The 22538-nt window shown below is 70.1% G+C and carries 23 protein-coding genes; 5 read left to right on the top strand and 18 right to left on the bottom strand.

Annotated elements, in window-relative coordinates; translation table 11 throughout:
* The first annotated feature begins 24 nt into the window (after positions 1-24).
* The gene (locus SACGLDRAFT_RS02445; protein WP_040918421.1) at positions 25-411 is read left to right on the top strand and encodes a DUF5319 domain-containing protein; all 387 of its coding nucleotides are present in this window, start codon (positions 25-27) and stop codon (positions 409-411) included.
* Between the two features lie 47 nt (positions 412-458).
* On the opposite strand, the gene SACGLDRAFT_RS02440 is transcribed toward SACGLDRAFT_RS02445, so the two are convergent.
* The 4 genes from SACGLDRAFT_RS02440 to SACGLDRAFT_RS02425 all read right to left on the bottom strand — a co-directional run bounded on the left by SACGLDRAFT_RS02440 (position 459) and on the right by SACGLDRAFT_RS02425 (position 3982).
* A complete protein-coding gene (locus SACGLDRAFT_RS02440) occupies positions 459-1472 on the bottom strand; it encodes an anti-sigma-D factor RsdA (protein WP_005461477.1) in 1014 nt (337 codons plus the stop codon).
* The gene (locus tag SACGLDRAFT_RS02435; protein ID WP_005461476.1) at positions 1472-2044 is read right to left on the bottom strand and encodes a sigma-70 family RNA polymerase sigma factor; all 573 of its coding nucleotides are present in this window, start codon (positions 2042-2044) and stop codon (positions 1472-1474) included. The genes SACGLDRAFT_RS02440 and SACGLDRAFT_RS02435 overlap by 1 nt, the downstream gene beginning before the upstream one ends.
* A gap of 310 nt (positions 2045-2354) precedes the next feature.
* A complete protein-coding gene (locus SACGLDRAFT_RS02430; protein WP_003073605.1) occupies positions 2355-2951 on the bottom strand; it encodes a response regulator transcription factor in 597 nt (198 codons plus the stop codon).
* Positions 2952-3091: 140 nt separating this feature from the next.
* Positions 3092-3982, bottom strand: a complete 891-nt coding sequence (locus tag SACGLDRAFT_RS02425) for a hypothetical protein (RefSeq protein WP_005461475.1) — start codon at positions 3980-3982, stop codon at positions 3092-3094.
* A 297-nt stretch (positions 3983-4279) separates the two neighbouring features.
* On the opposite strand from SACGLDRAFT_RS02425, the gene SACGLDRAFT_RS02420 reads away from it, so the two are divergent.
* The gene (locus SACGLDRAFT_RS02420) at positions 4280-4582 is read left to right on the top strand and encodes a WhiB family transcriptional regulator (protein ID WP_005461474.1); all 303 of its coding nucleotides are present in this window, start codon (positions 4280-4282) and stop codon (positions 4580-4582) included.
* Between the two features lie 143 nt (positions 4583-4725).
* On the opposite strand, the gene groL is transcribed toward SACGLDRAFT_RS02420, so the two are convergent.
* Together groL and groES are read right to left on the bottom strand one after the other, a co-directional pair.
* Positions 4726-6333, bottom strand: a complete 1608-nt coding sequence (groL, locus tag SACGLDRAFT_RS02415; RefSeq protein ID WP_005461473.1) for a chaperonin GroEL — start codon at positions 6331-6333, stop codon at positions 4726-4728.
* An 85-nt stretch (positions 6334-6418) separates the two neighbouring features.
* Positions 6419-6712: a co-chaperone GroES gene (groES, locus tag SACGLDRAFT_RS02410; RefSeq protein ID WP_005461471.1), complete on the bottom strand. Its 294-nt coding sequence runs from the start codon at positions 6710-6712 to the stop codon at positions 6419-6421.
* A 311-nt stretch (positions 6713-7023) separates the two neighbouring features.
* On the opposite strand from groES, the gene SACGLDRAFT_RS02405 reads away from it, so the two are divergent.
* Entirely contained in the window at positions 7024-8649 is a 1626-nt protein-coding gene (locus SACGLDRAFT_RS02405) for an alkaline phosphatase D family protein (RefSeq protein WP_005461469.1), read from the top strand.
* 67 nt (positions 8650-8716) lie between these two features.
* On the opposite strand, the gene tsaD is transcribed toward SACGLDRAFT_RS02405, so the two are convergent.
* The 6 genes from tsaD to SACGLDRAFT_RS02375 all read right to left on the bottom strand — a co-directional run bounded on the left by tsaD (position 8717) and on the right by SACGLDRAFT_RS02375 (position 13211).
* Entirely contained in the window at positions 8717-9763 is a 1047-nt protein-coding gene (gene tsaD, locus SACGLDRAFT_RS02400) for a tRNA (adenosine(37)-N6)-threonylcarbamoyltransferase complex transferase subunit TsaD (RefSeq protein ID WP_005461467.1), read from the bottom strand.
* Entirely contained in the window at positions 9763-10236 is a 474-nt protein-coding gene (rimI, locus tag SACGLDRAFT_RS02395; RefSeq protein ID WP_005461465.1) for a ribosomal protein S18-alanine N-acetyltransferase, read from the bottom strand. The genes tsaD and rimI overlap by 1 nt, the downstream gene beginning before the upstream one ends.
* Positions 10233-10856 carry a tRNA (adenosine(37)-N6)-threonylcarbamoyltransferase complex dimerization subunit type 1 TsaB gene (tsaB, locus tag SACGLDRAFT_RS02390; protein ID WP_005461464.1) on the bottom strand — a complete coding sequence of 208 codons (624 nt, stop codon included), beginning with the start codon at positions 10854-10856 and terminating at the stop codon, positions 10233-10235. Before tsaB ends, rimI begins: the two co-directional genes overlap by 4 nt.
* 89 nt (positions 10857-10945) lie before the next feature.
* On the bottom strand, positions 10946-11620 hold the full coding sequence (locus SACGLDRAFT_RS02385; protein WP_005461463.1) for a DUF5701 family protein: 675 nt from the start codon (positions 11618-11620) through the stop codon (positions 10946-10948).
* Between the two features lie 47 nt (positions 11621-11667).
* Positions 11668-12561, bottom strand: a complete 894-nt coding sequence (locus SACGLDRAFT_RS02380) for a Vgb family protein (protein WP_005461462.1) — start codon at positions 12559-12561, stop codon at positions 11668-11670.
* Positions 12558-13211: a CatB-related O-acetyltransferase gene (locus tag SACGLDRAFT_RS02375; protein WP_005461461.1), complete on the bottom strand. Its 654-nt coding sequence runs from the start codon at positions 13209-13211 to the stop codon at positions 12558-12560. Before SACGLDRAFT_RS02375 ends, SACGLDRAFT_RS02380 begins: the two co-directional genes overlap by 4 nt.
* A gap of 79 nt (positions 13212-13290) precedes the next feature.
* On the opposite strand from SACGLDRAFT_RS02375, the gene SACGLDRAFT_RS02370 reads away from it, so the two are divergent.
* On the top strand, positions 13291-13941 hold the full coding sequence (locus SACGLDRAFT_RS02370; protein ID WP_005461460.1) for a TetR/AcrR family transcriptional regulator: 651 nt from the start codon (positions 13291-13293) through the stop codon (positions 13939-13941).
* Between the two features lie 104 nt (positions 13942-14045).
* Here the strand turns inward: SACGLDRAFT_RS02370 and tsaE are convergent, their stop codons facing one another.
* The 4 genes from tsaE to xylB form a co-directional block, all read right to left on the bottom strand.
* Positions 14046-14519: a tRNA (adenosine(37)-N6)-threonylcarbamoyltransferase complex ATPase subunit type 1 TsaE gene (gene tsaE, locus SACGLDRAFT_RS02365; protein ID WP_005461459.1), complete on the bottom strand. Its 474-nt coding sequence runs from the start codon at positions 14517-14519 to the stop codon at positions 14046-14048.
* Between the two features lie 32 nt (positions 14520-14551).
* The gene (locus tag SACGLDRAFT_RS02360; RefSeq protein ID WP_005461449.1) at positions 14552-15508 is read right to left on the bottom strand and encodes an alpha/beta fold hydrolase; all 957 of its coding nucleotides are present in this window, start codon (positions 15506-15508) and stop codon (positions 14552-14554) included.
* Positions 15508-16644 (bottom strand): alanine racemase, encoded by a 1137-nt coding sequence (alr, locus tag SACGLDRAFT_RS02355; RefSeq protein WP_040919512.1) that lies wholly within the window; start codon positions 16642-16644, stop codon positions 15508-15510. Before alr ends, SACGLDRAFT_RS02360 begins: the two co-directional genes overlap by 1 nt.
* A gap of 97 nt (positions 16645-16741) precedes the next feature.
* Positions 16742-18151 carry a xylulokinase gene (gene xylB / locus SACGLDRAFT_RS02350; RefSeq protein ID WP_005461447.1) on the bottom strand — a complete coding sequence of 470 codons (1410 nt, stop codon included), beginning with the start codon at positions 18149-18151 and terminating at the stop codon, positions 16742-16744.
* Positions 18152-18370: 219 nt separating this feature from the next.
* On the opposite strand from xylB, the gene SACGLDRAFT_RS02345 reads away from it, so the two are divergent.
* Positions 18371-19156: an SGNH/GDSL hydrolase family protein gene (locus tag SACGLDRAFT_RS02345; RefSeq protein WP_005461446.1), complete on the top strand. Its 786-nt coding sequence runs from the start codon at positions 18371-18373 to the stop codon at positions 19154-19156.
* On the opposite strand, the gene SACGLDRAFT_RS02340 is transcribed toward SACGLDRAFT_RS02345, so the two are convergent.
* Entirely contained in the window at positions 19128-20567 is a 1440-nt protein-coding gene (locus tag SACGLDRAFT_RS02340) for a bifunctional ADP-dependent NAD(P)H-hydrate dehydratase/NAD(P)H-hydrate epimerase (protein WP_005461445.1), read from the bottom strand. The two genes, SACGLDRAFT_RS02345 and SACGLDRAFT_RS02340, sit on opposite strands and share 29 nt — an antisense overlap.
* A 7-nt stretch (positions 20568-20574) precedes the next feature.
* Positions 20575-22437: a glutamine--fructose-6-phosphate transaminase (isomerizing) gene (glmS, locus tag SACGLDRAFT_RS02335; protein WP_040919510.1), complete on the bottom strand. Its 1863-nt coding sequence runs from the start codon at positions 22435-22437 to the stop codon at positions 20575-20577.
* Between the last annotated feature and the right edge of the window lie 101 nt (positions 22438-22538).

Genomic DNA, 22538 nt, shown 5'->3' with positions numbered 1-22538 from the left:
GATGGCCCGGTACCGTGCTGGATCGTGCCACACGAAGTGTTGCCTCCGGACCCGTTCGCCGACGACCCGAACGACCCCGCGAAGGAGTTCGCCGCTCTCGACGAGCCCGCTGCCGAGCCGATGAGCCCGGAAGAGCGCTCCGAGCTGCTGGCGGACCTCTCGGACCTCACGGTTTACCAGGCGTTGCTGGAGCCTCGGGGCATCAGGGGGATCGTCGTGGACTGCGCCGAGTGTGAGCAGCCGCACTACCACGACTGGCATCTGCTCCGGGCGAGTCTCGAACAACTACTGACGGACGGGCACATGCGTCCGCACGAGCCGGCCTTCGATCCGGACCCCGCGCTCTACGTCACCTGGGACTACTGCCGGGGGTTCGCCGACGGCATCACGGCCACGGAAAACGCCCACTGACCCGCGCCCCGTCCACGGGCCGGGTCAGTGGGCGTTCCACCCGTCGGTCAGTTCGTCTCGTTCGTGCTGTCCTTCGAGTCCCTCGAGGTCGAGGTATCGGACCGGCTGTCGGTCTCCTCGTCGCTCGGGCTCCCGGGAGTCGTGGTGGGCGGCGTGGGCTCCGTCGACGGTGAGGGCTCCGTCGGGGGGATCGAGGACGTGCCGTCGAGTTCGGGCGGCACGCTGTGCAGCGACGACTCCGGCGAGCTGTCCGACGGCGTCGACGTGATCGACCCGTCGTTCCGGGACGTGGTCTCCGACGACGAAGTCGGTGGCTGCGGAGCCGACTCCTCCGGCTGGTCGAGCTGCGCCAACAGTTCCGTGTGACGGGCGCGCAGCTTCGCGAGCTCGTCCTCACCCGTGACACCCTGGAGCGCCTGCTCGGCCTCCTCCAGCGCCCGGCGCGCGTCCTCGTAGCGCTCCTGGGCGATGGCCAGCCGCGCCGCGTCGAGGTCCGTACGCACGGACGCCGCCGCCTCCACCGACCGCGCGTGGTCGGCGTACAGCACCTTGCTGAGTCCCCACAGCGTGTCGCCGGGCTGCGCGTCGCGAGCCGCGAGCGCCGTTCCGGTGAACCCGATGGCCAGCACCGCGGCGGCCGCCGCGACGGGAACCAACACGCGCCGCCGCTTTCCGCCACGGGCGTTGTGCGCGGCGACGGCCGTCTTCACGGTGGTGACGGCCGAGGACGTATCGATGAGTTCGGGGATGGCCTCGCTGTCCACGTCCCGCCGCCACGCCAGCAGCAGCGCGCTCAGTTCGTGGTCACCGAGCCCGTCGGCGACACGGGAATCCGCCCCGCCGAGCGCGTCGAGCAGGGCGTCGTCCGCCTGAACGGCGGAAAGATCGGTCAACTCGACGTCGGCGGCCTCGACATCGGAGGCCTCGGCGTCCGCGGAACGCTGGGTGTCCGACACGTCCGAGGAGTTCACGGAGCCGTGGGACGACGTGCCACCGTCCCGGCTCTCGGCCTCGAAGCCGGTTTCATGGTTGTCGCCGTCAACACCGTCGCGTTCCGTCATCAGACCACCTCCTCAGCGGCCAGCGCCTTGCGTAGCCGCGCGAGGGCGCGATGCTGGGCGACCCTGACCGCCCCGGGCGTCGATCCGACGGCCTCCGCGGTCTCCTCCGCGGACAGCCCCACGACGACCCGCAACACCACGATCTCGCGTTGTTTGTCCGGCAGTACCTGCAACAACTGCGACATCCGTTCGTTCAGCTCGCCCTGCAGAGCGCGCTGCTCCGGGCCTATGTCGCCTTCGATCTCGTCCGGGACCTCGGCCACCGGCTCGGCGCGATTGCGGGACGCGGCCCGATGGGCATCGGCGACCTTGTGCTGAGCGATCCCGTAGACGAACGCCAGGAAGGGGCGGCCCTGGTCACGGTACGAAGGCAACGCCGTGAGCACCGCGAGACACACCTCCTGGGCTACGTCGTCTGCCGAAGCGAACGATCGTTCCTGCCTGCCAACTCTGGCGCGGCAGTACCGCACCACCAGGGGACGGATAGCGGCCAGTAGCCGCTCGACCGCTTGAGGGTCTCCCTCTACAGCGGCGGCGACCGACTCGTCCAGCCCATCCCCCACGTTGGCCATCGCAGACAACAGTCCCGGTGTTACGTCTAGGCGTGCAAAAACAACGGCGTGCGGCTGTCGAAACCGTCGCCACCACGCCGGTGACACCTACCGTACCTTCCGGTACCGCTCGATTTCGTTGACGGTCGCTCAGGAGTCCTCTCCGCAACGCAACCTGCGACAACGAACCCTACCGCACTGGTCAACATTCCAACGATCATCGACTTCCCGGCGACGCGATGGTCGGCCACAACGTGACACGCCACACCGGCGTGACCGGCGTGGCGTGTTCGGTGATCAGAGGCGCTGTGTAAGGGGCGGTACCGACCATTCAGGAGACGAGACCGCGTCGGAAACCGTGCGCCACGGCCTGGGCCCGGTCGCGCACACCGAGCTTGCGGAACAGCCGCCGCGCATGGGTCTTCACAGTGTCTTCGGACAGATAGAGCTCCCGGCCGATCTGCCCGTTGCTCTTGCCCTGGCTCATACCCCGGAGCACCTGGAGTTCGCGCTCGGTGAGCTGAACACCGGGGTCGGAGGGCTGACGAGGTGCGGGCACCGACGTGCTCGCGAGTGTGTGAGCAAGCGCGGCGACGAGTTCCGGGCGGGAGGCGTCCCACCTCAGGTACCCACGGGCTCCGCCGGCGATCGCCGCGGCAATGCTGCCCGCGTCGTCCGGAGCGCCGAACACGATCACGTTGGCCTGCGGGTTGGCCGAGACCAACCGCCGCGTGGCTTCCACACCGGTCGGCACAGCACGCTGCGTGCCCACGAGCACGACGTCGACCGGCTGCCGGGAATACCGGGCGAGCAACTCGTCACCGTGCGCTACACAGTCGATGCGACTGACGCCGGGAACAGCGGACATCACGCGCGTGAGCCCTTCACGGACACTGCGTCGGTCATCGCAGATCAAGACCGTCGTCACAGGGGTTCCTTCCTGCAGCCGGGTGACATTCCTCTTCCCCTATCGGACGCTTTAGGTGTCACCTTGACACGATCCGGTGGCTTTTTTTGGAGGAATCTTCGCCCGGATGTCGGCATAGCCCATATCTCCCTGGAAACGGCCTAGATCGGCACCCATAGCGAGTCACGTGCCAAGCGACGTCCCACCGGATCGGTTGAGGCGAGTAACACACTCAACTCAGTAGTAACTCTGGAGCGATTCCAAAAAGCGCGTTCCGGTTCTAGATCGGCAAGAAGGAGAAGAGCGGGCCATATCAGTGATCGCCAACCGTTTCTCTCGACCACCGACAATGCCTCCGAGGCGAGTTGTCGCGCGCGTTTAGCCCCTTCTCGCTCCCCGGTCGCCACCAATGCCGCCGCGAGCACCAAAGACGATTTTGCGATATGCCGCTGGGCGCCGCGGTGCTCCGCGGTTGCCAAAGCGTGTTTCGCGGGCGAAATCGCATCGGCCGCCCGCCCGGACGCGAGGGCGAGCTCGGCCCGCACCCACCCCAACCGGGTCTCGGCGCGCCAGCAGCCGCTCGCGGCGACCACCGCCCCGGCCCGGGTCAGCAACACTTCCGAAGCGGCCAGCCTCCCCAGCCCGAGGTGATCCGCCGCCAGCCCGAGCAGCGCGTCGGCCAGCGCACCCGCACCGTCCAGCCCGTCGGGGTCGTCACGGCGCCCTCGTGACCCGGCCGTTTCCTCCGCCTCGACCGCCCTGCGCAGCGCGAGGCCGTCGAGACGCAACGCCGCGGCGTGTCCACCGAGTTGCCGCCGATGGGAGGCCAGCGCCGACGCGGCCAGTGAGGCGACCACGGCGTCCCGATGACGGCTCAGGGGCTCCAGCAGGGCCGTCGCCGCCGCGTACCGTCCGCACGCCCCGCACACCACTCCCTCGAGCCAGCGCCCCATCGGATCGACCCCTTCGGCCCCGCCGTCCGACACCGGCTCCTCGACACCCCGACTTCCACCGAACGCGGCGGTTCGCAGCACTTTTTCGACGATCGGCACGCCCTCATCGTGACCCGGACGAGTCGCCAACAGTACAGCGGGTACACCAAAAATCAGCTAGAAAATACGACCGGATCACCTAGTGAAACTCGCCTGAGTGAGACCGCTGAACCATTTTTGGGCGGTGTGTCACCGATCACAGTCGCCTGGCACGCCTATCGGCTGATTCCACTGACAGGCCTTGAACATTCGCCGGAAGGGCTTCTAGCGTTACGGCCGTTGCACCAAATGGAGTAGTCGCACTACGACAACTGCACAATCCGGCCGCGTGGTGCCGGATATCGGAGGCGGTCACGAATGGCAGACACGCGCAGACTCCCCGGCCCAAACGCGGATGTTTGGGACTGGCAACTCGAGGGGGCTTGCCGCGGGATGGACAGTGGTTCGTTCTTCCATCCCGATGGGGAGAGAGGACCGGCACGAGCGAGGAGGGAGGCGCGAGCGAAGGCCATCTGCCACACCTGCCCGGTGCTTGAGATGTGCCGTGAACACGCGCTCGCCGTCCACGAGCCGTACGGAATCTGGGGCGGGCTTTCCGAGTCCGAACGGGAAGCCATCATCCGTGCCCGGAAGCGGCAGCTCACGCTGACCGCGCGCTGATGAGCGCTCGCGGGACGTTCCCCTCCCGCGCCACGGTCGCCGTCCGTCGAACTGGGTGAGAAAAGGACGGGCGGCACACGAACGGGGCGACACTCCGACGCGAGTGCCGCCCCGTTCGCCGTTTACGTCGCCGCTCTACCGCTTCAGTGAGCGTGGCCGTGGCCCGACGCGTCGCCCTCGTCCTCAGGCTTCTCCACCACCGAGCTCTCGGTGGTGAGCACCAGGCGGGCGATCGACGCCGCGTTGGCCACCGCGGAGCGCGTGACCTTCACCGGGTCGATGATGCCGGCGCCGAGCAGGTCGGTGATCTCACCGGTGGCGGCGTTGAAGCCCTCGCCCCACTTCTGCTCCTGCACCTTCGACACGATGACGGCGCCCTCGTGGCCCGCGTTGGTGGCGATCCAGAACAGCGGCGCGGTCAGCGCGTCGCGGACGATCTTGACACCGGTGGCCTCGTCGCCGGTCAGACCGAGGTCGTCGAGCTCCTTGGCGATGTGCGCCAGAGCCGAACCACCACCGGGGACGATGCCCTCCTCGACCGCGGCCTTGGTGGAGGCCACCGCGTCCTCGATGCGGTGCTTGCGCTCGTTGAGCTCCGTCTCCGTGGCCGCGCCGACGCGGATCACCGCGACACCGCCGCCGAGCTTGGCGAGCCGCTCCTGGAGCTTCTCGCGGTCCCAGTCGGAGTCGGTGGTCTCGATCTCCTTGCGGATCTGGGCAATGCGGGCCTGGATGTCCTCCTTCGTGCCCGCGCCGTCCACGATCGTGGTGGTGTCCTTGGTGACCTCGATGCGCCGGGCCTTGCCCAGCACCTCGAGACCGACCTCGGAGAGCTTGAGACCGACCTCGCTGGAGACCACCTGCGCGCCCGTGACGACGGCGAGGTCGTCCATGAACGCCTTGCGACGGTCGCCGAAGAACGGAGCCTTGACCGCCGCGGCGGTGAGCGTCTTACGCAGCGAGTTGACCACCAGGGTGGACAGGGCCTCGCCCTCGACGTCCTCCGCGATGATGAGCAGCGGCTTCTTCTGCTCGGCGACCTTCTCCAGCAGCGGGAGCAGGTCGGCCAACGCCGAGATCTTCTCACGGTGGAGCAGCACGTAGGCGTCCTCCAGGATCGCCCGCTGCTCCTCCGGGTTGGTGGCGAAGTGCGCCGACAGGTAGCCCTTGTCGAACTGCACGCCCTCGGTGATGTCGAGTTCGGTGGCGAGCGTGGAGGACTCCTCCACCGTGATGACGCCGTCCTCACCGACCTTCTCCACCGCTTCGCCCAGCAGCGCGCCGATGGTGGCGTCACGCGAGGTGACGGTGCCGACCTGGGCGATGTTGTCGCGGCCCTTCACCGGGGTGGCCTTGGACTTGAGCAACTCGACGACCTTGTCGGCCGCCGCCTCGATGCCCCGGCCGAGAGCCGTGGGGTTGGCACCCGCCGCGACGTTGCGCAGGCCGACCTTCACCAGCGCCTGCGCGAGCACGGTTGAGGTGGTGGTGCCGTCGCCGACCACGTCGTTGGTCTTGGTGGCGACGTTCTTCGCCAGCTGGGCGCCGAGGTTCTCGAACGGGTCGTCCAGCTCGATCTCGCGGGCCACGGTGACACCGTCCAGGGTGACGGTGGGGCCCCCGAACTTCTTGTCGAGCACGACGTGACGGCCACGCGGGCCGAGCGTGACCTTCACCGCGTTGGCGAGCTTGTCCACCCCGCGCTCAAGTGCCCGACGAGCGTCCTCGTCGAAGTTGATCTGCTTAGCCATGAGAAAACCTCTCTCGGAGAAGCGCGAAACGCCCCGGTACCCCGGCGTGTGCGGGGGCCCGGGGCGTTTCGACGCGAGGCGGTCGTCAGTTGATGACGGCCAGCACGTCGCGCGCGGACAGGATCAAGTACTCCTCACCGTTGTACTTGACCTCGGTGCCGCCGTACTTGGAGTAGATGACGACGTCGCCTTCCTTGACATCCATGGGGATGCGGTTGCCCTTGTCGTCGATACGGCCCGGACCCACGGCCAGGACCTTGCCCTCCTGGGGCTTCTCCTTGGCGGTGTCGGGAATGACGAGACCGGAGGCCGTCGTCTCCTCGGCCTCGCTCGCCTGGACAAGGATCTTGTCCTCGAGCGGCTTGATGTTCACGCTCACCGGTGTGACCTCCACGGGTCTTCCAAAGCGTTGGCAGGTACCTAGTTGGGTACGGCTCCTACCACCCCGCCGTCGCGGGTGCCGGGGCGTGTGCGGTGCCGTGCGATTAGCACTCTATCCATCCGAGTGCTAGCCGCGCAACCAGGGTAACCTGCCCCACTCCTCGCTGGTCAGCAGCGTCACAGCCGGGTCGGCGGCGGCACGGACGAGCCGGTGTTCACCCGGTGCTCACCCGTTCGGCGGGAGAAAGTCACCCCTCCTCGGCAAGCTGTGCGGGTCCGGCTGATCGACACCACGTTGGGAGACGATCCATGCCCGCATCCGGTGAGAAGCACACGTCACCACTCGTGCCGAGCCGTCGTCAGGTGCTGCTCGGCGGAGCCGCGCTGGGAGCCACCGCGCTCACGGCGGGTCCCCTAGTCGCTCTCGGCCCCTCCGCCCGAGCCACCACCACCCGCGGCGCGGGCGCGCCCCTCCGCGGGGACGTCTTCACCCTCGGCGTCGCCTCCGGCGAACCCGACCACCACAGCGTCGTGCTGTGGACCCGACTGGCACCCGACCCGCTCGCCGAGGACGGTCTGGGAGGTCTGGGCCGTCGTGCCGTCACCGTGGAGTGGGAGCTCGCCCGCGACGAACGGTTTCGCCACGTCGTTCGGCGCGGCGTCGAGACGACGGACGCCGAGGCCGGATACGCGGTCCACGTCGAGGTCGCGGGCCTCGCCCCCGGATGGGAGTACCACTACCGATTCCGCTGCGGCCGGTTCCTCTCCCCCACGGGCCGCACCCGCACCGCTCCCGCCCCCGGTGTCCTCGGTGGGGGAATGGTGATGGCCTTCGCCTCCTGCGCGCAGTACGAGCACGGATACTTCACCGCCTACCGGCACCTGGCCGAGGACGAACCCGACCTGGTGCTCCACCTCGGCGACTACATCTACGAGTACCAGCCGAATTCCTACGTCTCTCCGGACGGCAACGTCCGCGACCACCGGGGTCCGGAGACCGAGACGCTCGCGAACTACCGGCAGCGCTACGCGCAGTACCGCACCGACGCCGACCTCCGGGCCGCCCACGCCGTCGCACCGTGGCTCGTGGTGCCCGACGACCACGAGGTCGACAACAACTGGGCGGGCGACGCGTACGAAAAGCCCGAGATCCCGCAGCCCCGCTTCCTGGAACGCCGCGCCAACGCCTTCCGCGCGTACTACGAGAACATGCCGCTGCGCCGTCGCAACCGCCCGCGAGGCGCACACATCCGGCTCTACCGCACCGTGGCCTGGGGCTCGCTGGTGAACTTCCACATGCTCGACACCCGCCAGTACCGCGACGACCAGGCGTGCGACGACGGCTGGAAGATCTGCGAGGACGCCGTGGACCCCGCCCGCACCATCACCGGAGACGAGCAGGAACGCTGGCTGCTCGGGCAGTTCCGACGCTCCCGTGCGCGCTGGGACCTGCTCGGCCAGCAGGTGTTCTTCGCACACCGGGTCAACGACTCCGGCGCGGTGAGCATGGACGCCTGGGACGGCTATCGCGGCTCCAGGGACCGCATCAGCGAGGGCTGGGTGGCCGCGGGCGTGCGTAACCCGGTGGTGCTCACCGGCGACGTGCACACCCACTGGGCCAACGAGCTGAAGGCCGACTACGCGGACCCCGACAGTCCCGTAATCGGCACCGAGCTGGTCACCAGCTCGATCACCTCGGGTGGCAACGGGGCCGACTCCGACCCCGCCGAACACCCCGACCTGCAACGCAACCCGCACATCAAGTTCCGCAGCAACCAGCGCGGCTACGTCCGCACCCACATCTCGCGCGACGAGGTGCGGGCGGACTTCCGCGTCGTCGACTACGTGACCGAGCCCGGCGCGCCGGTGCGCACCCGAGCGTCGTTCGTGATCGCCGACCGTCACCCCGGCCTGACCGAGGTGACCCCGCGCTGATCGTGGTGGAAGCGGACGTTCGGCGTTCCCCCCGCGCAACGGCCGGAGCGCCGAACGTCCGCGCGGGTCACACGCAGACGGTGCTGACCGGCAACGCCGGGTCCGCCGACAGGTCGAGCGGGCTCGGCGCGACTCCGGCGGCCACGAGGTGGGCCCCCAACGCGGCGATCATCGCGCCGTTGTCCGTGCACAGCCGGGGCCTCGGCACACGTAGCTCGATGCCCGCCTCCGCGCAGCGCTGTGCCGCCAGGGCCGACAACCGGGAGTTCGCGGCCACCCCACCCGAGATCACCAGCGTGCCGATGCCGGACTCGGTGGCCGCTCGCACGGCCTTGGCGGTCAGGACGTCGGCGACCGCCTCCTGGAACGACGCGGCGACGTCGGCGACCGGGATGTCCTCACCGCGCGCCTGCGCGCCCTCCACCCATCGAGCCACCGCCGTCTTCAGTCCCGAGAAGGAGAAGTCGAACGCTGGGTCCCGAGGTCCGGTCATGCCCCGAGGGAACGCGATCGCCTTCGGATTCCCCTCCTTGGCAGCCTTGTCGATCGGCGGGCCACCCGGATACGGGAGCTCCAGCACCCGAGCGACCTTGTCGTACGCCTCGCCCGCCGCGTCGTCTACTGTGGACCCTATCTCGGTGATCTTTCCGGCGATGTCGTCGATCCGCAGCAACTGGGTGTGCCCACCGGAAACGAGCAACGCCAACGACGGCGTGGGCAGCGGGCCGTGCTGAAGGGTGTCGACGGCGATGTGGCCCGCGAGGTGGTTCACGCCGTACAGCGGGACGTCCAACGCCGCCGCGTACGCCTTCGCCGCGGAGACCCCCACCAGCAGCGCGCCCGCGAGTCCGGGGCCGGCCGTCACCGCGATGGCGTCCACGTCGGACAAGGTGAGGTTCGCGGCGTCGAACGCCCTGCGCACCGTGGGAACCATCGCCTCCAGGTGGGCTCGGCTCGCGACCTCGGGCACCACACCACCGAATCGCGCGTGCTGGTCCACGCTGCTGGCGACCTCGTCGGCGAGCAGTTCGACGGTGCCGTCGTCGTGCAACCGGACGAGTCCCACCCCCGTCTCGTCGCACGAGCTCTCCACGCCCATGATGATCCTGGGCATCAGCCTGCAACCTCCTGCGTGCGGCGGGCGGGCCGCACCATCGTGTACGCGTCGGCGCCCGAGGGCTGGTAGTACCGCCTGCGCAGGCCGACGCGCTCGAATCCGTGTCGTTCGTACAGCGCGATGGCGGTGTCGTTGTCGGTACGCACCTCCAGCACCACCGGGGCGCTCAACTCGTCGGCGCGGGCGAGCAAGGCGCGCAACAGCGCGGTGCCGATGCCCTTGCCCTGGTGGTCGGGGTGAACCGCGATCGTGTGCAGGCCCGTCTCCCAGTCGCCGGGCGTGCCCATCACGGCGAGTCCCGCGTAGCCGACCAGCCTGCCCTCATCGTCGAGCGCGGCCAGGTAGTGGCCGCCCGCGTCGAGCTCGGCGTGGAAGGCCGCGGCGCTCCACGGACTGTCGCCGGAGAACAGCATCCGCTCGATCTCCACGCACGCTCGAATGTGACGCCGCTGCAACGGTTCGAGCCTCACGGCGTCGTCACCCGCTTCCGCGCGCCCGGCACCGTGGCGTCGGGGCGGCGCAGGTAGAGGGGCGTCAACGGCCCCGGCTCGGCGCCGGAGAGGACCGTGGGCGCGGCCACCCGAGCGAGCCCGGCGGGGCTCGGGGTCGCGTACTCGACACGGCGCGGGGTGGCGTCGAGCTCGGCGGGCTTCGACACCTCGGGCCCGCCCGTCCTGCGCCCGTCGGCGTCGTAGGCCGCCCAGTACACCTCACGGCGACGCGCGTCGGTGACGACGAAGAACGGTTCGGTGACCTCCCCCGCGCCCACCGCGTCGGCGGCGATCGCGTCGAGGCTGCACACCGGGTACGCGGGCACGTCGAGGCTGTGCGCCAGCGCGGCGGCCGTGACGATGCCCGCCCGCAACCCGGTGAACGGGCCCGGACCGACCCCACACACCACCGCGGAGATGTCACGCAGCGTCACTCCCGCGCGGCCCACGGCGTCGAGCACGTGCGGGGTCAGCAGCTCGCCGTGCGCGCGGGCGTCGTGGGTGACGCGCTCGGCGAGCACGGTGGCCGACTGCTGCTCCAGGTCGACGACACCGGCCGTGACAGCGGGGGTGGCGGTGTCGATGGCGAGTACAAGCACGCTTCGAGCCTACGACCGGCGGGAGCGGGGCGGCCCGCCCACCACGTTCTGCCCGCGAAACGTGGCCGAGACCGCCGAACCGACCGCAATCAGCCCGCGAAACGTGGCGACACGGCCACCCGACCCCCGGCGGAGGCCATGCCGAGCCAGGTGTGAGGGTTGCCCTCCCAGCACCAGCCCAGTTTGGGCGCGTTCCGGCTGATCCAGAGTGCGGGCACTCGGCGGTCACCGCACCGCGAGCCGCCGAGCATGTAGCACTTGTTCTTCACGAGCACCTCCGGGAACAGCGTCAACAGCGCGATTCCCTCCTCGATGGTGAGCACCGTGCGTTCCCGGTCGGCCACCACGCGCATGGCGTCGGCGGGCACGACCCCGCAGAACTCCTCCCCGCGGTCGACGTCGAGCAGCAGGTAGGCACGGGAGTTCGGCAGGCTCACCGGGTCCGGCGCCACGAACCGTTCGAGTGCGCCCTCCTCGAAGGAGCGGTCCACGAAGCCGGGCTTGTCCTTTCCTCGCAGCGTCGTGCGCGGCATGGTTTCCTCGATCGGCACCAACTGCCGCGTCACCACCAGCGCGAACGCCACACGTCCACGCTCCGGGTCGTGCTCCCCGGTCACGAGGGAGGCCACCGCCTCGCGCAGCGGCGCCAGCTCGCGCACGAACCGCTCGGCCGTCGTCCCCGCGAGTTCGGGATATCCCAGCGCGATCAGTCGGGCGACCTGTCGATCGAACTCCGTCACGGTGTCGAAAGCGACGCCTGTCATCGAAGACTCCGGGTGATTCGAGGGATGCGGTCGGGTGAGTTCGGGGTTCAGGACTCGACGTCGATCCGCGCCAGCGCACCGCTCTCCAGCGCGACCCAGACGGCCCCGTCGGGGCCCACGGCGATGCCGTGGGGTTCGCTGTGCCGCTCGGAAAGCGCGTACACCTCGACGGTGCCGTCCGAGGTGATCGCCCCGACGCGTCCCGTGCCCCATTCCGTGAACCAATGCCTGCCGTCCCCACCGGCGGTGATGGCGTGCGGCTTCGCGGCGCGGTCGGGCAGCGGGTACTCGGTGATCTCCCCGTCCGTCGTGATGCGCCCGATCTGTCCGGCCGCGATCTCGACGAACCACAGCGCACCGTCGTGGCCCACGGTGAGCCCCACCGGAGCCGCCGCCTCGGTGGGCAGTTCGTACCTCGTCACGGCGCCGTCGAGCGTCATGCGCCCGATGGCGTTCGCCCCGTTCAGCGTGACCCACAGCGCGCCGTCGGCTCCCGTGTCGACGACCGACGGGAACGCGCCGGGCCACGGCAGCGGGTACTCCGTGATCTCCCCGTCGGTGGTGATCCGGCCGATTCGGTCGGCGCCCAACTCGGTGAACCACAGCGCGTCCGGCCCCACCGTGAGCCCGTACGGACCGGATTCGGTCGTGGGCGGGGCGAACTCGGTGAGCTCGCCACCCGTGGTGATTCGGCCGATGCGGTGGCCTCGGTACTCCGTGAACCAGAGCGCCCCGTCCGGCCCGGCGACGATCACCGTGGGCTGACACTCCGGGTCCAGCGAGTGGAACGTGGGCTCCTCTCCCGGAATCATCCGCCCGATGCGCCCGGAGCGGGCCAGGGTGAACCACAACGCGCCGTCGGGCCCACCGGTGAGACCGTACGGCCCGGCGCCGCCCGTGTCGGCGACCACGGGATGTTCGGTGATGACGACCTCGGTCATGCCTTCTCCAGTCCATGGGTCGCTGCGATACGGGCGATCTCGGCCGGGGTGCCGGCCAGGATCGTGCGGACGTGCTCGGTGACGAGGTCGACCGGCCAGTCCCACCAAGCGGCGCGAAGCAGGAGCTCCACGTCGGAATCGTCGAAGCGGGACCGGATCGGCCGCGCGGGATTGCCGCCAACGATCGTGTAAGGCGGGACGTCGGCCGTCACCACCGCACCGGCGGCGACGATGGCGCCGTCGCCGATCCGCACACCGGGCATCATGGTCGCCCGGTAGCCGAACCAGACGTCGTTGCCGACGACGGTGTCGCCCTTGCTGGGCATGCCGGTGACGAGGTCGAGCGTCCGTTCCGCCCACTCGCCGCCGAACATCGTGAACGGATACGTGGACACCCCCATCGTGGGGTGCTCGGCCCCCGCCATCAGAAACGTCGTTCCCGAGGCGATAGCGCAGTACTTGCCGATGACCAGCCGTTCGGGCCCGTAGGCGTAGAGCACGTTGCGGGTCTCGAACTCCGTGGCGCCCTCCGGGTCGTCGTAGTAGGTGTACTCGCCCACGACGACGGTGGGCGAAGAGACCAGCGGCTTGAGGAAGACCACCCGCTCGTGCGCGCGCAACGGGTGGACAGTCATGGGATCGGGTGTCACGTGCCGCCTTCCTGGTAGGACCACAAACTTATACCCGACCAATTCTTGTGTCAAACATAAATTTATGCCGGACACATGTATGCTCGTGGACGTGAGCACGGAACACCCGAGTCTTCGAGAACTGAAGAAACGCCGGACCCGTGAGGAGATCTCGCGGCACGCCACCCGGCTCTTCCTGCGGCGCGGCTTCGACGACGTCACGATCGCCGAGATCGCCGCCGCCGCCGGCGTCTCCAAGATGACGGTCACCAACTACTTCCCGCGCAAGGAAGACCTGGCACTCGACCTCGGTGAGGTGTTCGTGCGGATACCGGCCGACGCGGTGCGCGAGCGGCGGCGAGGTGAGTCGGCACTCGCCGCGTTGAGGCGCGCCTACCTCCGGAAGGTGGCCGAGCGCGACCCGGTCATCGGGTTCTCGGGGCCCGAGTTCGCGCGGATGGTCACGGCGAGCTCGACACTGCTCACCCGCCTACGGCAGTTCCACGACGACCGCGAAACCTTGCTGGCGAAGACCCTCGCCGAGGAGACGGGCGTCCCCGCGAGTGACCTCACCCCGCGGGTCGCGGCCACGGTGTTCGGGGCCGTCCACCGGTTGCTCTTCGAGGAGACGCTGCGTCTCACCCTCCGGGAACTGGGCGACGACGCCATCGCGGAACGAATCACCCGCGACACGGAGACCGCCTTCGCCGCCCTCGAACCGTCGTTCGGCGACTACGCCGTCCGCACCTGACCGGGCGGGACAAACCACAATTAGCCCGCGAAACACATCGGCGGGGGTGCCTTTGGCCCGCTAACACGCCCCGACGAGGGAAACCGCGCCCGTCCCCGGCGCAATTAGCCCGCGAAACGCGCGGCGGCCACTCGCCGCTCCCACGCGCCATGCGGTTCGAGCGTCACCACGCGGACGTCGTCGGGACGCCGGTCGAGCCGCACCACGAGGTGGTCCTCGGCGAGCCGCTCGGCCATGCCCTCACCCCACTCGACCACGAGCGCGGCGCGGTCGAGCTCGGTGTCGAGGTCCAGGTCGTCGAGCTGGGCGAGATCACCCCCCAGCCGATAGGCGTCGACGTGCACGAGCGGCACTCCCGACTCACCCGCCGGATGCACCCTCGCGAGAACAAACGTCGGCGAGCTCACCCGCCCCGACACCCCCATGCCCTCGGCGATCCCCCTGGTCATCGTGGTCTTGCCCGCCCCGAGCGGCCCCGACAACAACACCAGGTCACCCGCCCTGAGCAGCCTGCCCAGCGCCCGGCCGAACTCCATGGCGTCGTCGGGGGTCGGCAGCTCGACACTCACCTGCGTCACCGGGTTCCTTCCTGCCTTTCGTGTCCTCGTCCTCACCGCACCCGACGCACCAGATCGGCGAGGTGCTCGTTCACCACGGCGTGGTGTTCGAGATGGACCATGTGTCCCCCGCCCTCGACACGTACCAGCTTCGCCCTCGGCAGCTCGGCGGCGATGCGCTCGGCGTGGACGAACGGCGTCAACCGGTCCGCGTCCCCACCGATCACCACCACCTCGGCGTGCTTCAACCCGGCCAGCGCGGCGTACCGGTTGTGACTGCCCAACGTGTCCACGAAGTGCGCGAGTTGCCGCACGGGAGTCTCCCGCAGCATCTCCAGCATGAAGTCCACCAGCTCGGAAGGCACGTCCCGGCTTCCGAAGGCCAGGCGGCGCACCGCCGCCCTGGTGAGCTGGCCTCCCGCCGCGCGCACGAACTCGACGAGCCCCGGCTGCCACTCCGCGAGCTCCCCCACCCCGCGCGTCAGCGGGTTGTACTTCGACAGCAGCGAGCGAGGCAGCCCCTGCGCACCCACCTCACCGGCGGCCGTGGCGATCAGCCCGACACCGCGTATCCGCTCACGGAACAGCTCGGGGCATGTCTGCGCCAGCTCCATGATCACCATGCCGCCCATCGAGTGCCCCAGCAGCACGACGGGCACGTCGGGCGCGACCGCCCGCAACACCGCGTGCAGGTCCACCGCGAGCTGTTCGATGGTGCTCTGCCGCGCGTCGGACGGAGCCGATTGTCCGTGGCCGCGGTGGTCGTAGTAAACGTGCTTCACACCCGGCAACGCTGCCTCCACGAACGCGCGCCGCTGGAAGAACCAACTGCGCCGGGACAACGCGAAGCCGTGCACGCCCACCACCACGAGGTCGGTCCGGCCGTCGGCCGACTCGACCTCTTCCACCGCGAGCGGGGCGCCGTCGTCGGCGGCCACGGTGGAAGTCCGGTCGGTGCGGGAGCCCACGAGCCGGCTCACGACGCAGTCGCCCTCCCCGGAACGGGACATCACACGCTGTCCCGAGGGGCGTCGACGTAGCGGCGACGCACCCGCGGCCGGTACATACCGGTGACGATCTCGTAGTCGATGGTGCCGATCGTCTCAGCCCACTCGGTAGCCGTGGGCATACCGTTCTCGCCCGTTCCGAACAACACGACCTCGGCACCGAGTTCGGGTTCGTCGTCCCCGCAGTCGACCACGAGCTGGTCCATGCACACGCGTCCGGCCACCGGCCGCCGCACCCCGTCGAGCCACACGCTCATCCGGCCCGACAACGTGCGAGGCACACCGTCCGCGTATCCCACCGGCACCAACGCGAGTGTCGTGTCGCGGCTCGCCGTCCACGTCCGCCCGTATGACACGGACTCGCCCGCGCTGATGCGTTTGGTCAACACGACGCTCGACCGGAACGTCATCGCGGGCCGCAGATCCTCCCGCTGCGGCACGGGGTTCAGGCCGTAGATGGCGATGCCCGGCCTGACCAGCTCGAAGTGCAGATCCGGTCGGGTGAGCGTGGCCGCCGAGTTGGCCAGGTGTCGCAGCGGCGACAGCCCGGCGTCGCGCATCACGTCGTACGCGGTGGCGAACCGCTTGGCCTGCGCGTCGATGGAGGGGTGTCCGGGCTCGTCGGCACACGCTAGGTGGGACCACATGCCGACCACCTCGACGTTCCCCTCCGCCGCCGCGGCCTTCACCAGCTCGGGCCACAGCTCCGCGGGACAGCCGTTGCGCGACAACCCGGTGTCGATCTTGAGGTGGATCCTGGCGCGGCGACCGACCTCTGCGGCCGCGGAGGCGATCCGGGCCAGCTCCCTCGTGGAACTCACCGAGACGTCGATGTCGTGCCGCACCGCGGGCACGTAGTCCACGTCGGGGGTGTCGAGCCAGCTCAGCATCCTGGTGGTGAACCCGGCCCGACGCAGGGCGAGGGCCTCGTCGAGCGAGGCCACTCCCAGCCAGGTGGCACCGGCCTCCAACGCGGCCCGCGCCACCCGGACCGCTCCGTGGCCGTAGCCGTCGGCCTTCACCACCGCCATCGTCTCCGCCCCGGACGCGGCGGCACGGGACGAGAGCAGCCGCACGTTGTGCCGCACGGCGGCGAGATCCACCACGACTTCGGCGCGGGGCAACGATGTAACGCTCACCGGGCCACCCCACAGCACATGATCAGGCCTTTCCTGTCCACGTCGGGGCGCCCGTGACGGCGCCCCGACTCACCCCGCCAATGTACCCATCGGGACGTCAGACCTCGTGCACCCGGCGACGGGCATCGGCGTGACGCGCCCTGATGCGTTCGCCCTCCTCGGCCTCCGTGCCCGTAGGTTCCGGCAGTCGCACCGCGATCTCGGTGTCCCACGCCGGGAGCTCGGGAGTGCCCGCGAGCGCCCACGCGGCCTGGCGGGCGGCGCCGATGGCGACGTGCTCGCGCGGCTGTGGAATCGCGACCGGGGTACCGAACACGATCGGCGCGATCGCGCGCACGCTCTCCGACTGGGCGGCCCCACCGATGAGCAGTACCCGCCGCACCGTGATGCCGTACTCACGAACGGCGTCCAGGCCGGCGGCGAGCCCGCACAACATTCCCTCGACGGCCGCGCGCGCGAGGTTCTCGGGAGTCATGTTGGTGCGACGCAGGCCGAACAGGGACCCGGCGGCGTCGGGCAGGTTGGGAGTGCGTTCGCCGTCGAGGTACGGCAGCAGGGTGAGTCCCCCGGCCCCCGGTTCGGCGCTCAACGCGAGCCGGTCGAATTCCTCGAGATCGACGTCGAGCATGCGGGCGGTGGCGGTGAGCACGCGCGCGGCGTTGAGCGTGCACGCCAGCGGGAGGTACCGGCCGGTGGCGTCGGCGAATCCGGCCACGGTACCGGTCGGGTCGGCCGCCGGGGTCTCGCTGACACCGAACACGGTTCCGCTCGTCCCGAGCGAGACCACCACGTCGCCGTCGCCCGCGTCCAGGGCCAGGGCGGCGGCCATGTTGTCACCGGTTCCCGCGGAGACGAGGACCCCGTCGGGGGTGTGTCCCGCCGCGGCCGAGGGCTCCAGCACGCGGGGCAGTTCCGGCTCACGTCCTCCGAAGGCATGGGTGAGGAAGTCCTTGCGGTAGACGTTCTTCGACGGCGAGAAGTACCCCGTGCCGGAGGCGTCCCCACGATCGGTGACCGGGTCCCCACCGGTGAGCCGCCACGTCAACCAGTCGTGGGGCAACATGACCCGCGCGACCCGGTCGGCCGCCTCGGGTTCGTGTTCGGCGAACCAGCGGAGCTTCGTGATCGTGAAGCTGGCGACCGGAACCGACCCCACCGCCTCGGCCCAGGCCTGCGGCCCGCCGAGTTCGTTCGTGAGGTCGGCGGCAGCGGTGGCCGAGCGGGTGTCATTCCACAGCAGAGCGGGACGGACGACGTCGCCGCGCTCGTCCACGGTCACCATGCCGTGCTGCTGGCCCGCGACGCCAATGGCGGACACGCCGTCCAGAAGTCCGTCGGTGGCGGACGTGAAGGCCGACCACCACTCCTTCGGATCGACCTCGGTGGCGTCCGGATGTTCGGCACGGCCACTGCGCACCACCGCGCCCGTGCGGGCATCGCACACCATCACCTTCGTCGACTGCGTGGACGAGTCGACTCCCGCCACCAGAACCTCGTTGTTGGTCATGGTCTATGAGCTTGACTCCTCCCCCACGCCCGCGTCCACGTTCGAAACAACTTTCGGTCCCCGGCCGAGCCGCCGACCGTGTTTTGCCCGCGAAACGTGCTCCACGGACCCCCGCTGACCACGTTTCGCGGGCTGAACGCGGCTCGTGGCCCCGCCCTCACCGCCGGACCGCGGGCTATAGTCGCGGCGGTCGACAGTCTCGGTGGCACGGAGGGTGGCATGGGCTACGCCCGATACGTCGCGATCGGGGACAGTCAGACCGAGGGGATCGGCGATCCCGACGGCGACGGCGGCTGGCGTGGTTTCGCCGACCGACTCGCCGACCGACTCGCCGCCTCCACCCCCGGTCTTCACTACGCCAACCTCGCCGTACGCGGGAAGCTCGCCCGCCAGGTGCGGGAGGAACAACTCGACGCCGCCCTCACCCTGCGCCCCGATCTCGTCACGGTGGTGGCCGGCATGAACGACCTCATCCGGCCCTCGTTCTCCGCCGAGGCCGTCGTGTCCGAACTCGACGGCATGTTCGCCGAGCTCACCGCGGCGGGCGCCCGCGTGGCGTCCCTCACGTTCCCCGACCTGACCCGGCTCTCCCCACTCCTGCGCCCGCTACGGCACCGCGTGCTGGACCTCAACGCGGGCATCCGCACCTCGGCTGCCCGACACGGCGTCATGCTCGTCGAGACGTTCGGGTACTCGGTGATCACCGATCCGAGACTGTGGAGTCCGGACCGCCTCCACGCCAGCCCCCTGGGGCACGCCCGCCTCGCCGCCGCGTTCGCCGAGGTACTCGCGCTGCCCGACAGTGACAACGCGTGGACGAAACCGCTGCCCGGCGCCCGCCGCCCCACCGCGGTGCGCACGGTGGCGAAGGAGGTGCGGTGGCTTACGTCATTCGCCGTGCCGTGGCTCTACCGCCGACTGCGCCGCCGCTCGACCGGCGAACACCTCACCCCGAAGCGACCGACACTGGTCCCGGTCAACCCACCAGCGAGCGAGCCTGCCTGATCGCCTCCGGCACGGCGGCCAGCACACCCGAGGCCGACGTCGGAACCCCGGCCGCCGCGAGCGCGCCCGCACGCGCGTGCACGTCGGCCGCGACCCCGGCGGCCAACCACGGGTCCAGCCCCGAGGCGAGCAGGGCACCGATCAGCCCGGACAACACGTCGCCCGACCCGGCCGTGGCGAGCCACGCCCCTCTCGGCCGGTTCACCAGTACTCGTCCGTCCGGATCGGCCACCAGGGTGCAGTGCCCCTTCAACAGCACCACCGCGCGGAACCGCCGGGCCGCCTCCCGCACGGCCGACACCCGGTCCGTCCCCGGCGCGGTACCCGTCAAACGCTCGAACTCCCCGTCGTGGGGGGTGAGCAGCAGCGGGGTGTCCGGGTCGCGGGCGTCGAGCACCTCCGGGTGCCGCGCGATGATCGTGATCGCGTCCGCGTCCGCACACACCGGCACCCCTTGGGAAAGCGCGTGCGCGACCACGTCACGGCCCTCGTGGCCCGTGCCGATGCCGGGGCCGACGACCCACGCCTGGACCCGCCCCGCATCGGTGATCGACCCGGTGGCCACGACCTCCGGCCAGTGCGATCGCACCACGTCGGCCGCCGGACCCGCGTAGCGCACCATGCCCGCCTTGGCGCGTACCGCGGCGGCGCTGGCCAGCACGGCCGCACCCGGATACGTCGACGACCCGGCGGCCACCCCGGTCACGCCTTGCGTGTACTTGTTGTCGTCCGGCCTCGGCATCGGCCACGCAGCGGCGACGTCGGCGGCATCAAGCTGGGACAGCTCGGGCTCCCCCAGCTCATCGGCCAGGCCGATGTCCACCAGGACGGTGTCACCGCAATGCTGGGGGTTCAGCACGTGCACGGGTTTGAGCGCACCGAACGTCACCGTGCACGTCGCTTGCACGGCCGGCCCGGTCACCGCCCCCGTGTCGGGATCGACCCCGCTGGGCAGGTCGACGGCGAGCACGGGCGCCGTGACCCGCTCGAACACCCCGGCGGCGTCAGGGCGCAGCGGTCCTCTGGCGGAGATCCCGACCACGCCGTCGATCACCAGGTCGGCGTGCTCGACGGCAGCGGCCTCGGGCGGGTCGACCCGCCCGCCCGCACGACGCAGGGCCGCGAGCCCGGCGGGGTGGGCCTTCTCCGGGCGCAGCAACACCGCGGTCACCGCGACCCCGCGACGCCGCAGGAAATACCCCGCCCACAACGCGTCGCCGCCGTTGTTCCCCGCGCCCACGACCAACACGACCCTGCGGCCCGACACCGCACCGGTGTGCTCGGCCAGCAACTCGGCGGCGCGCACGGACACCGCATACGCCGCCCGCCGCATCAACGCGCCCTCGGGCGTGCGTGCCAACAGCCGTTCCTCCGCTGACCGCACCTGGGCGGTGGTCCAGACGCCCCGCATGGTGCCGTTACTCGACCGTGACGGACTTGGCGAGGTTACGCGGCTTGTCCACGTCGTAGCCGCGGGCGCGCGCGATCTCGGCGGCCAGCACCTGCAACGGCACCGTGGACACGAGGGGCTGCAACAACGTCGGCACCGCGGGCACCTCGACGAGTTCGTCCGCGAACGGCCGCACCCGCTCGTCGCCCTCCTCGGCGATCACGATGGTGCGGGCACCACGCGCCTGGATCTCGCTGATGTTGGACACCATCTTCGCGTGCAGCACGCCGCGCCCCTTCGGCGACGGCATGACCACCACCACGGGAAGCCCGTCCTCAATCAGGGCGATCGGCCCGTGCTTCAACTCGCCCGCCGCGAAACCTTCCGCGTGCATGTAGGCGAGTTCCTTCAGCTTCAGGGCACCTTCGAGAGCCACGGGGAAACCGACGTGCCGTCCCAGGAACAACACCGCCCGCGAATCGGCCATGCGCCTGCCCAGCTCCCGCACCTGGTCCACAGTGGCCAGCACGGAGGAGACGGCAGCCGGCATGGCCTCCAGCTCCGCGAACTCGCGTGCTACCTCGTCCGGGTACTTCGTGCCGCGCGCCTGGGCGAGGGCGAGCCCCACCAGGTAGTTCGCCGCCACCTGCGCGAGGAACGCCTTCGTGGAGGCGACACCGATCTCCGGACCGGCGTGCGTGTAGAGCACCGCGTCGGACTCCCGAGGGATCTGCGCGCCATTGGTGTTGCAGACCGCGAGCACCCGCGCCTTCTGCTCCCTGGCGTGCCGCACGGCCTCCAACGTGTCCGCCGTCTCACCGGACTGTGACACGGCCACCACGAGGGTGTCCCGGTCGAGCACCGGGTCGCGGTAACGGAACTCGCTCGCCAGCTCCACCTCCACCGGCAGACGAGTCCAGTGTTCGATGGCGTACTTGGCGACGAGACCGGAGTGGTAGGCGGAGCCGCAGGCGACCACGAAGACCTTGTCGACGTCGCGGAGATCCTGGTCGGTCATGCGCTGCTCGTCGAGGACGATGCGACCGGACTGGAAGTGCCCGCGCAGCGTGTTGGCGAGCGCCTCGGGCTGTTCCTCGATCTCCTTGAGCATGAAGTACTCGTGGCCGCCCTTCTCCGCGGCCGAGAGATCCCAGTCCACCGTGAACGGCTTGCCCTCGGCGGGGTCGCCGTGGAAGTCGGTGATTTCGTAGCCGTCCCGGCTGATGGTCACGAGCTGGTCCTGACCGAGTTCCACGGCGTCGCGGGTGTGCTCGATGAAGGCGGCGACGTCGGACGCGACGAACGTCTCCCCCTCGCCGACCCCGACGACGAGCGGCGACGAGCGACGAGCCGCGACCACCAGGTCCGGCTGGTCGGAGTGGGTGACGACGAGTGTGAACGCGCCTTCGAGGCGACGACACACGGCGCGCACGCTGGCGGGCAGGTCCCCCGCGGTCTCACCGTGGTCGTAGGCGCGGGCGATCAGATGCGCCGTGGTCTCGGTGTCGGTGTCGCTGCTGAGCTCGACACCCGACTCCTCGAGTTCGGCGCGGAGCGCGGCGAAGTTCTCGATGATGCCGTTGTGCACCACGGCGACCCGGCCCGTGGAGTCGCGGTGTGGGTGGGAGTTCCGGTCCACCGGCGCCCCGTGGGTGGCCCACCGGGTGTGGCCCATACCGGCGGTACCCGCGAACTTGGTACGCCCGGTGGTGTCGAGCGCGGCCTCGAGGTTGGTCAACCGCCCCGCCTTGCGTTCGACGACCAGCTCACGGGCGTCCGTAAGGACAGCGACGCCCGCCGAGTCGTAGCCGCGGTACTCCATGCGGCGGAGGCCACCGAGAATCACGTCGAGTGCCTGCCGATGCCCGACATATCCCACGATTCCACACACGTCCACCAGCGTAACGACAGCGAGAACGGCCGCATCCCGGGTCCGGAGAGGGCCTCACTCCGCGAAAGCCCGCGCCTCGGTGGGTAACCCGCCCACCACGT

The sequence above is a fragment of the Saccharomonospora glauca K62 genome (assembly GCF_000243395.2).
In the GTDB taxonomy this organism is placed as follows: Bacteria; Actinomycetota; Actinomycetes; order Mycobacteriales; family Pseudonocardiaceae; genus Saccharomonospora; species Saccharomonospora glauca.
Note: the sequence above shows the minus strand (reverse complement) of the source record. Positions and strands in the feature narration are given on the sequence as shown.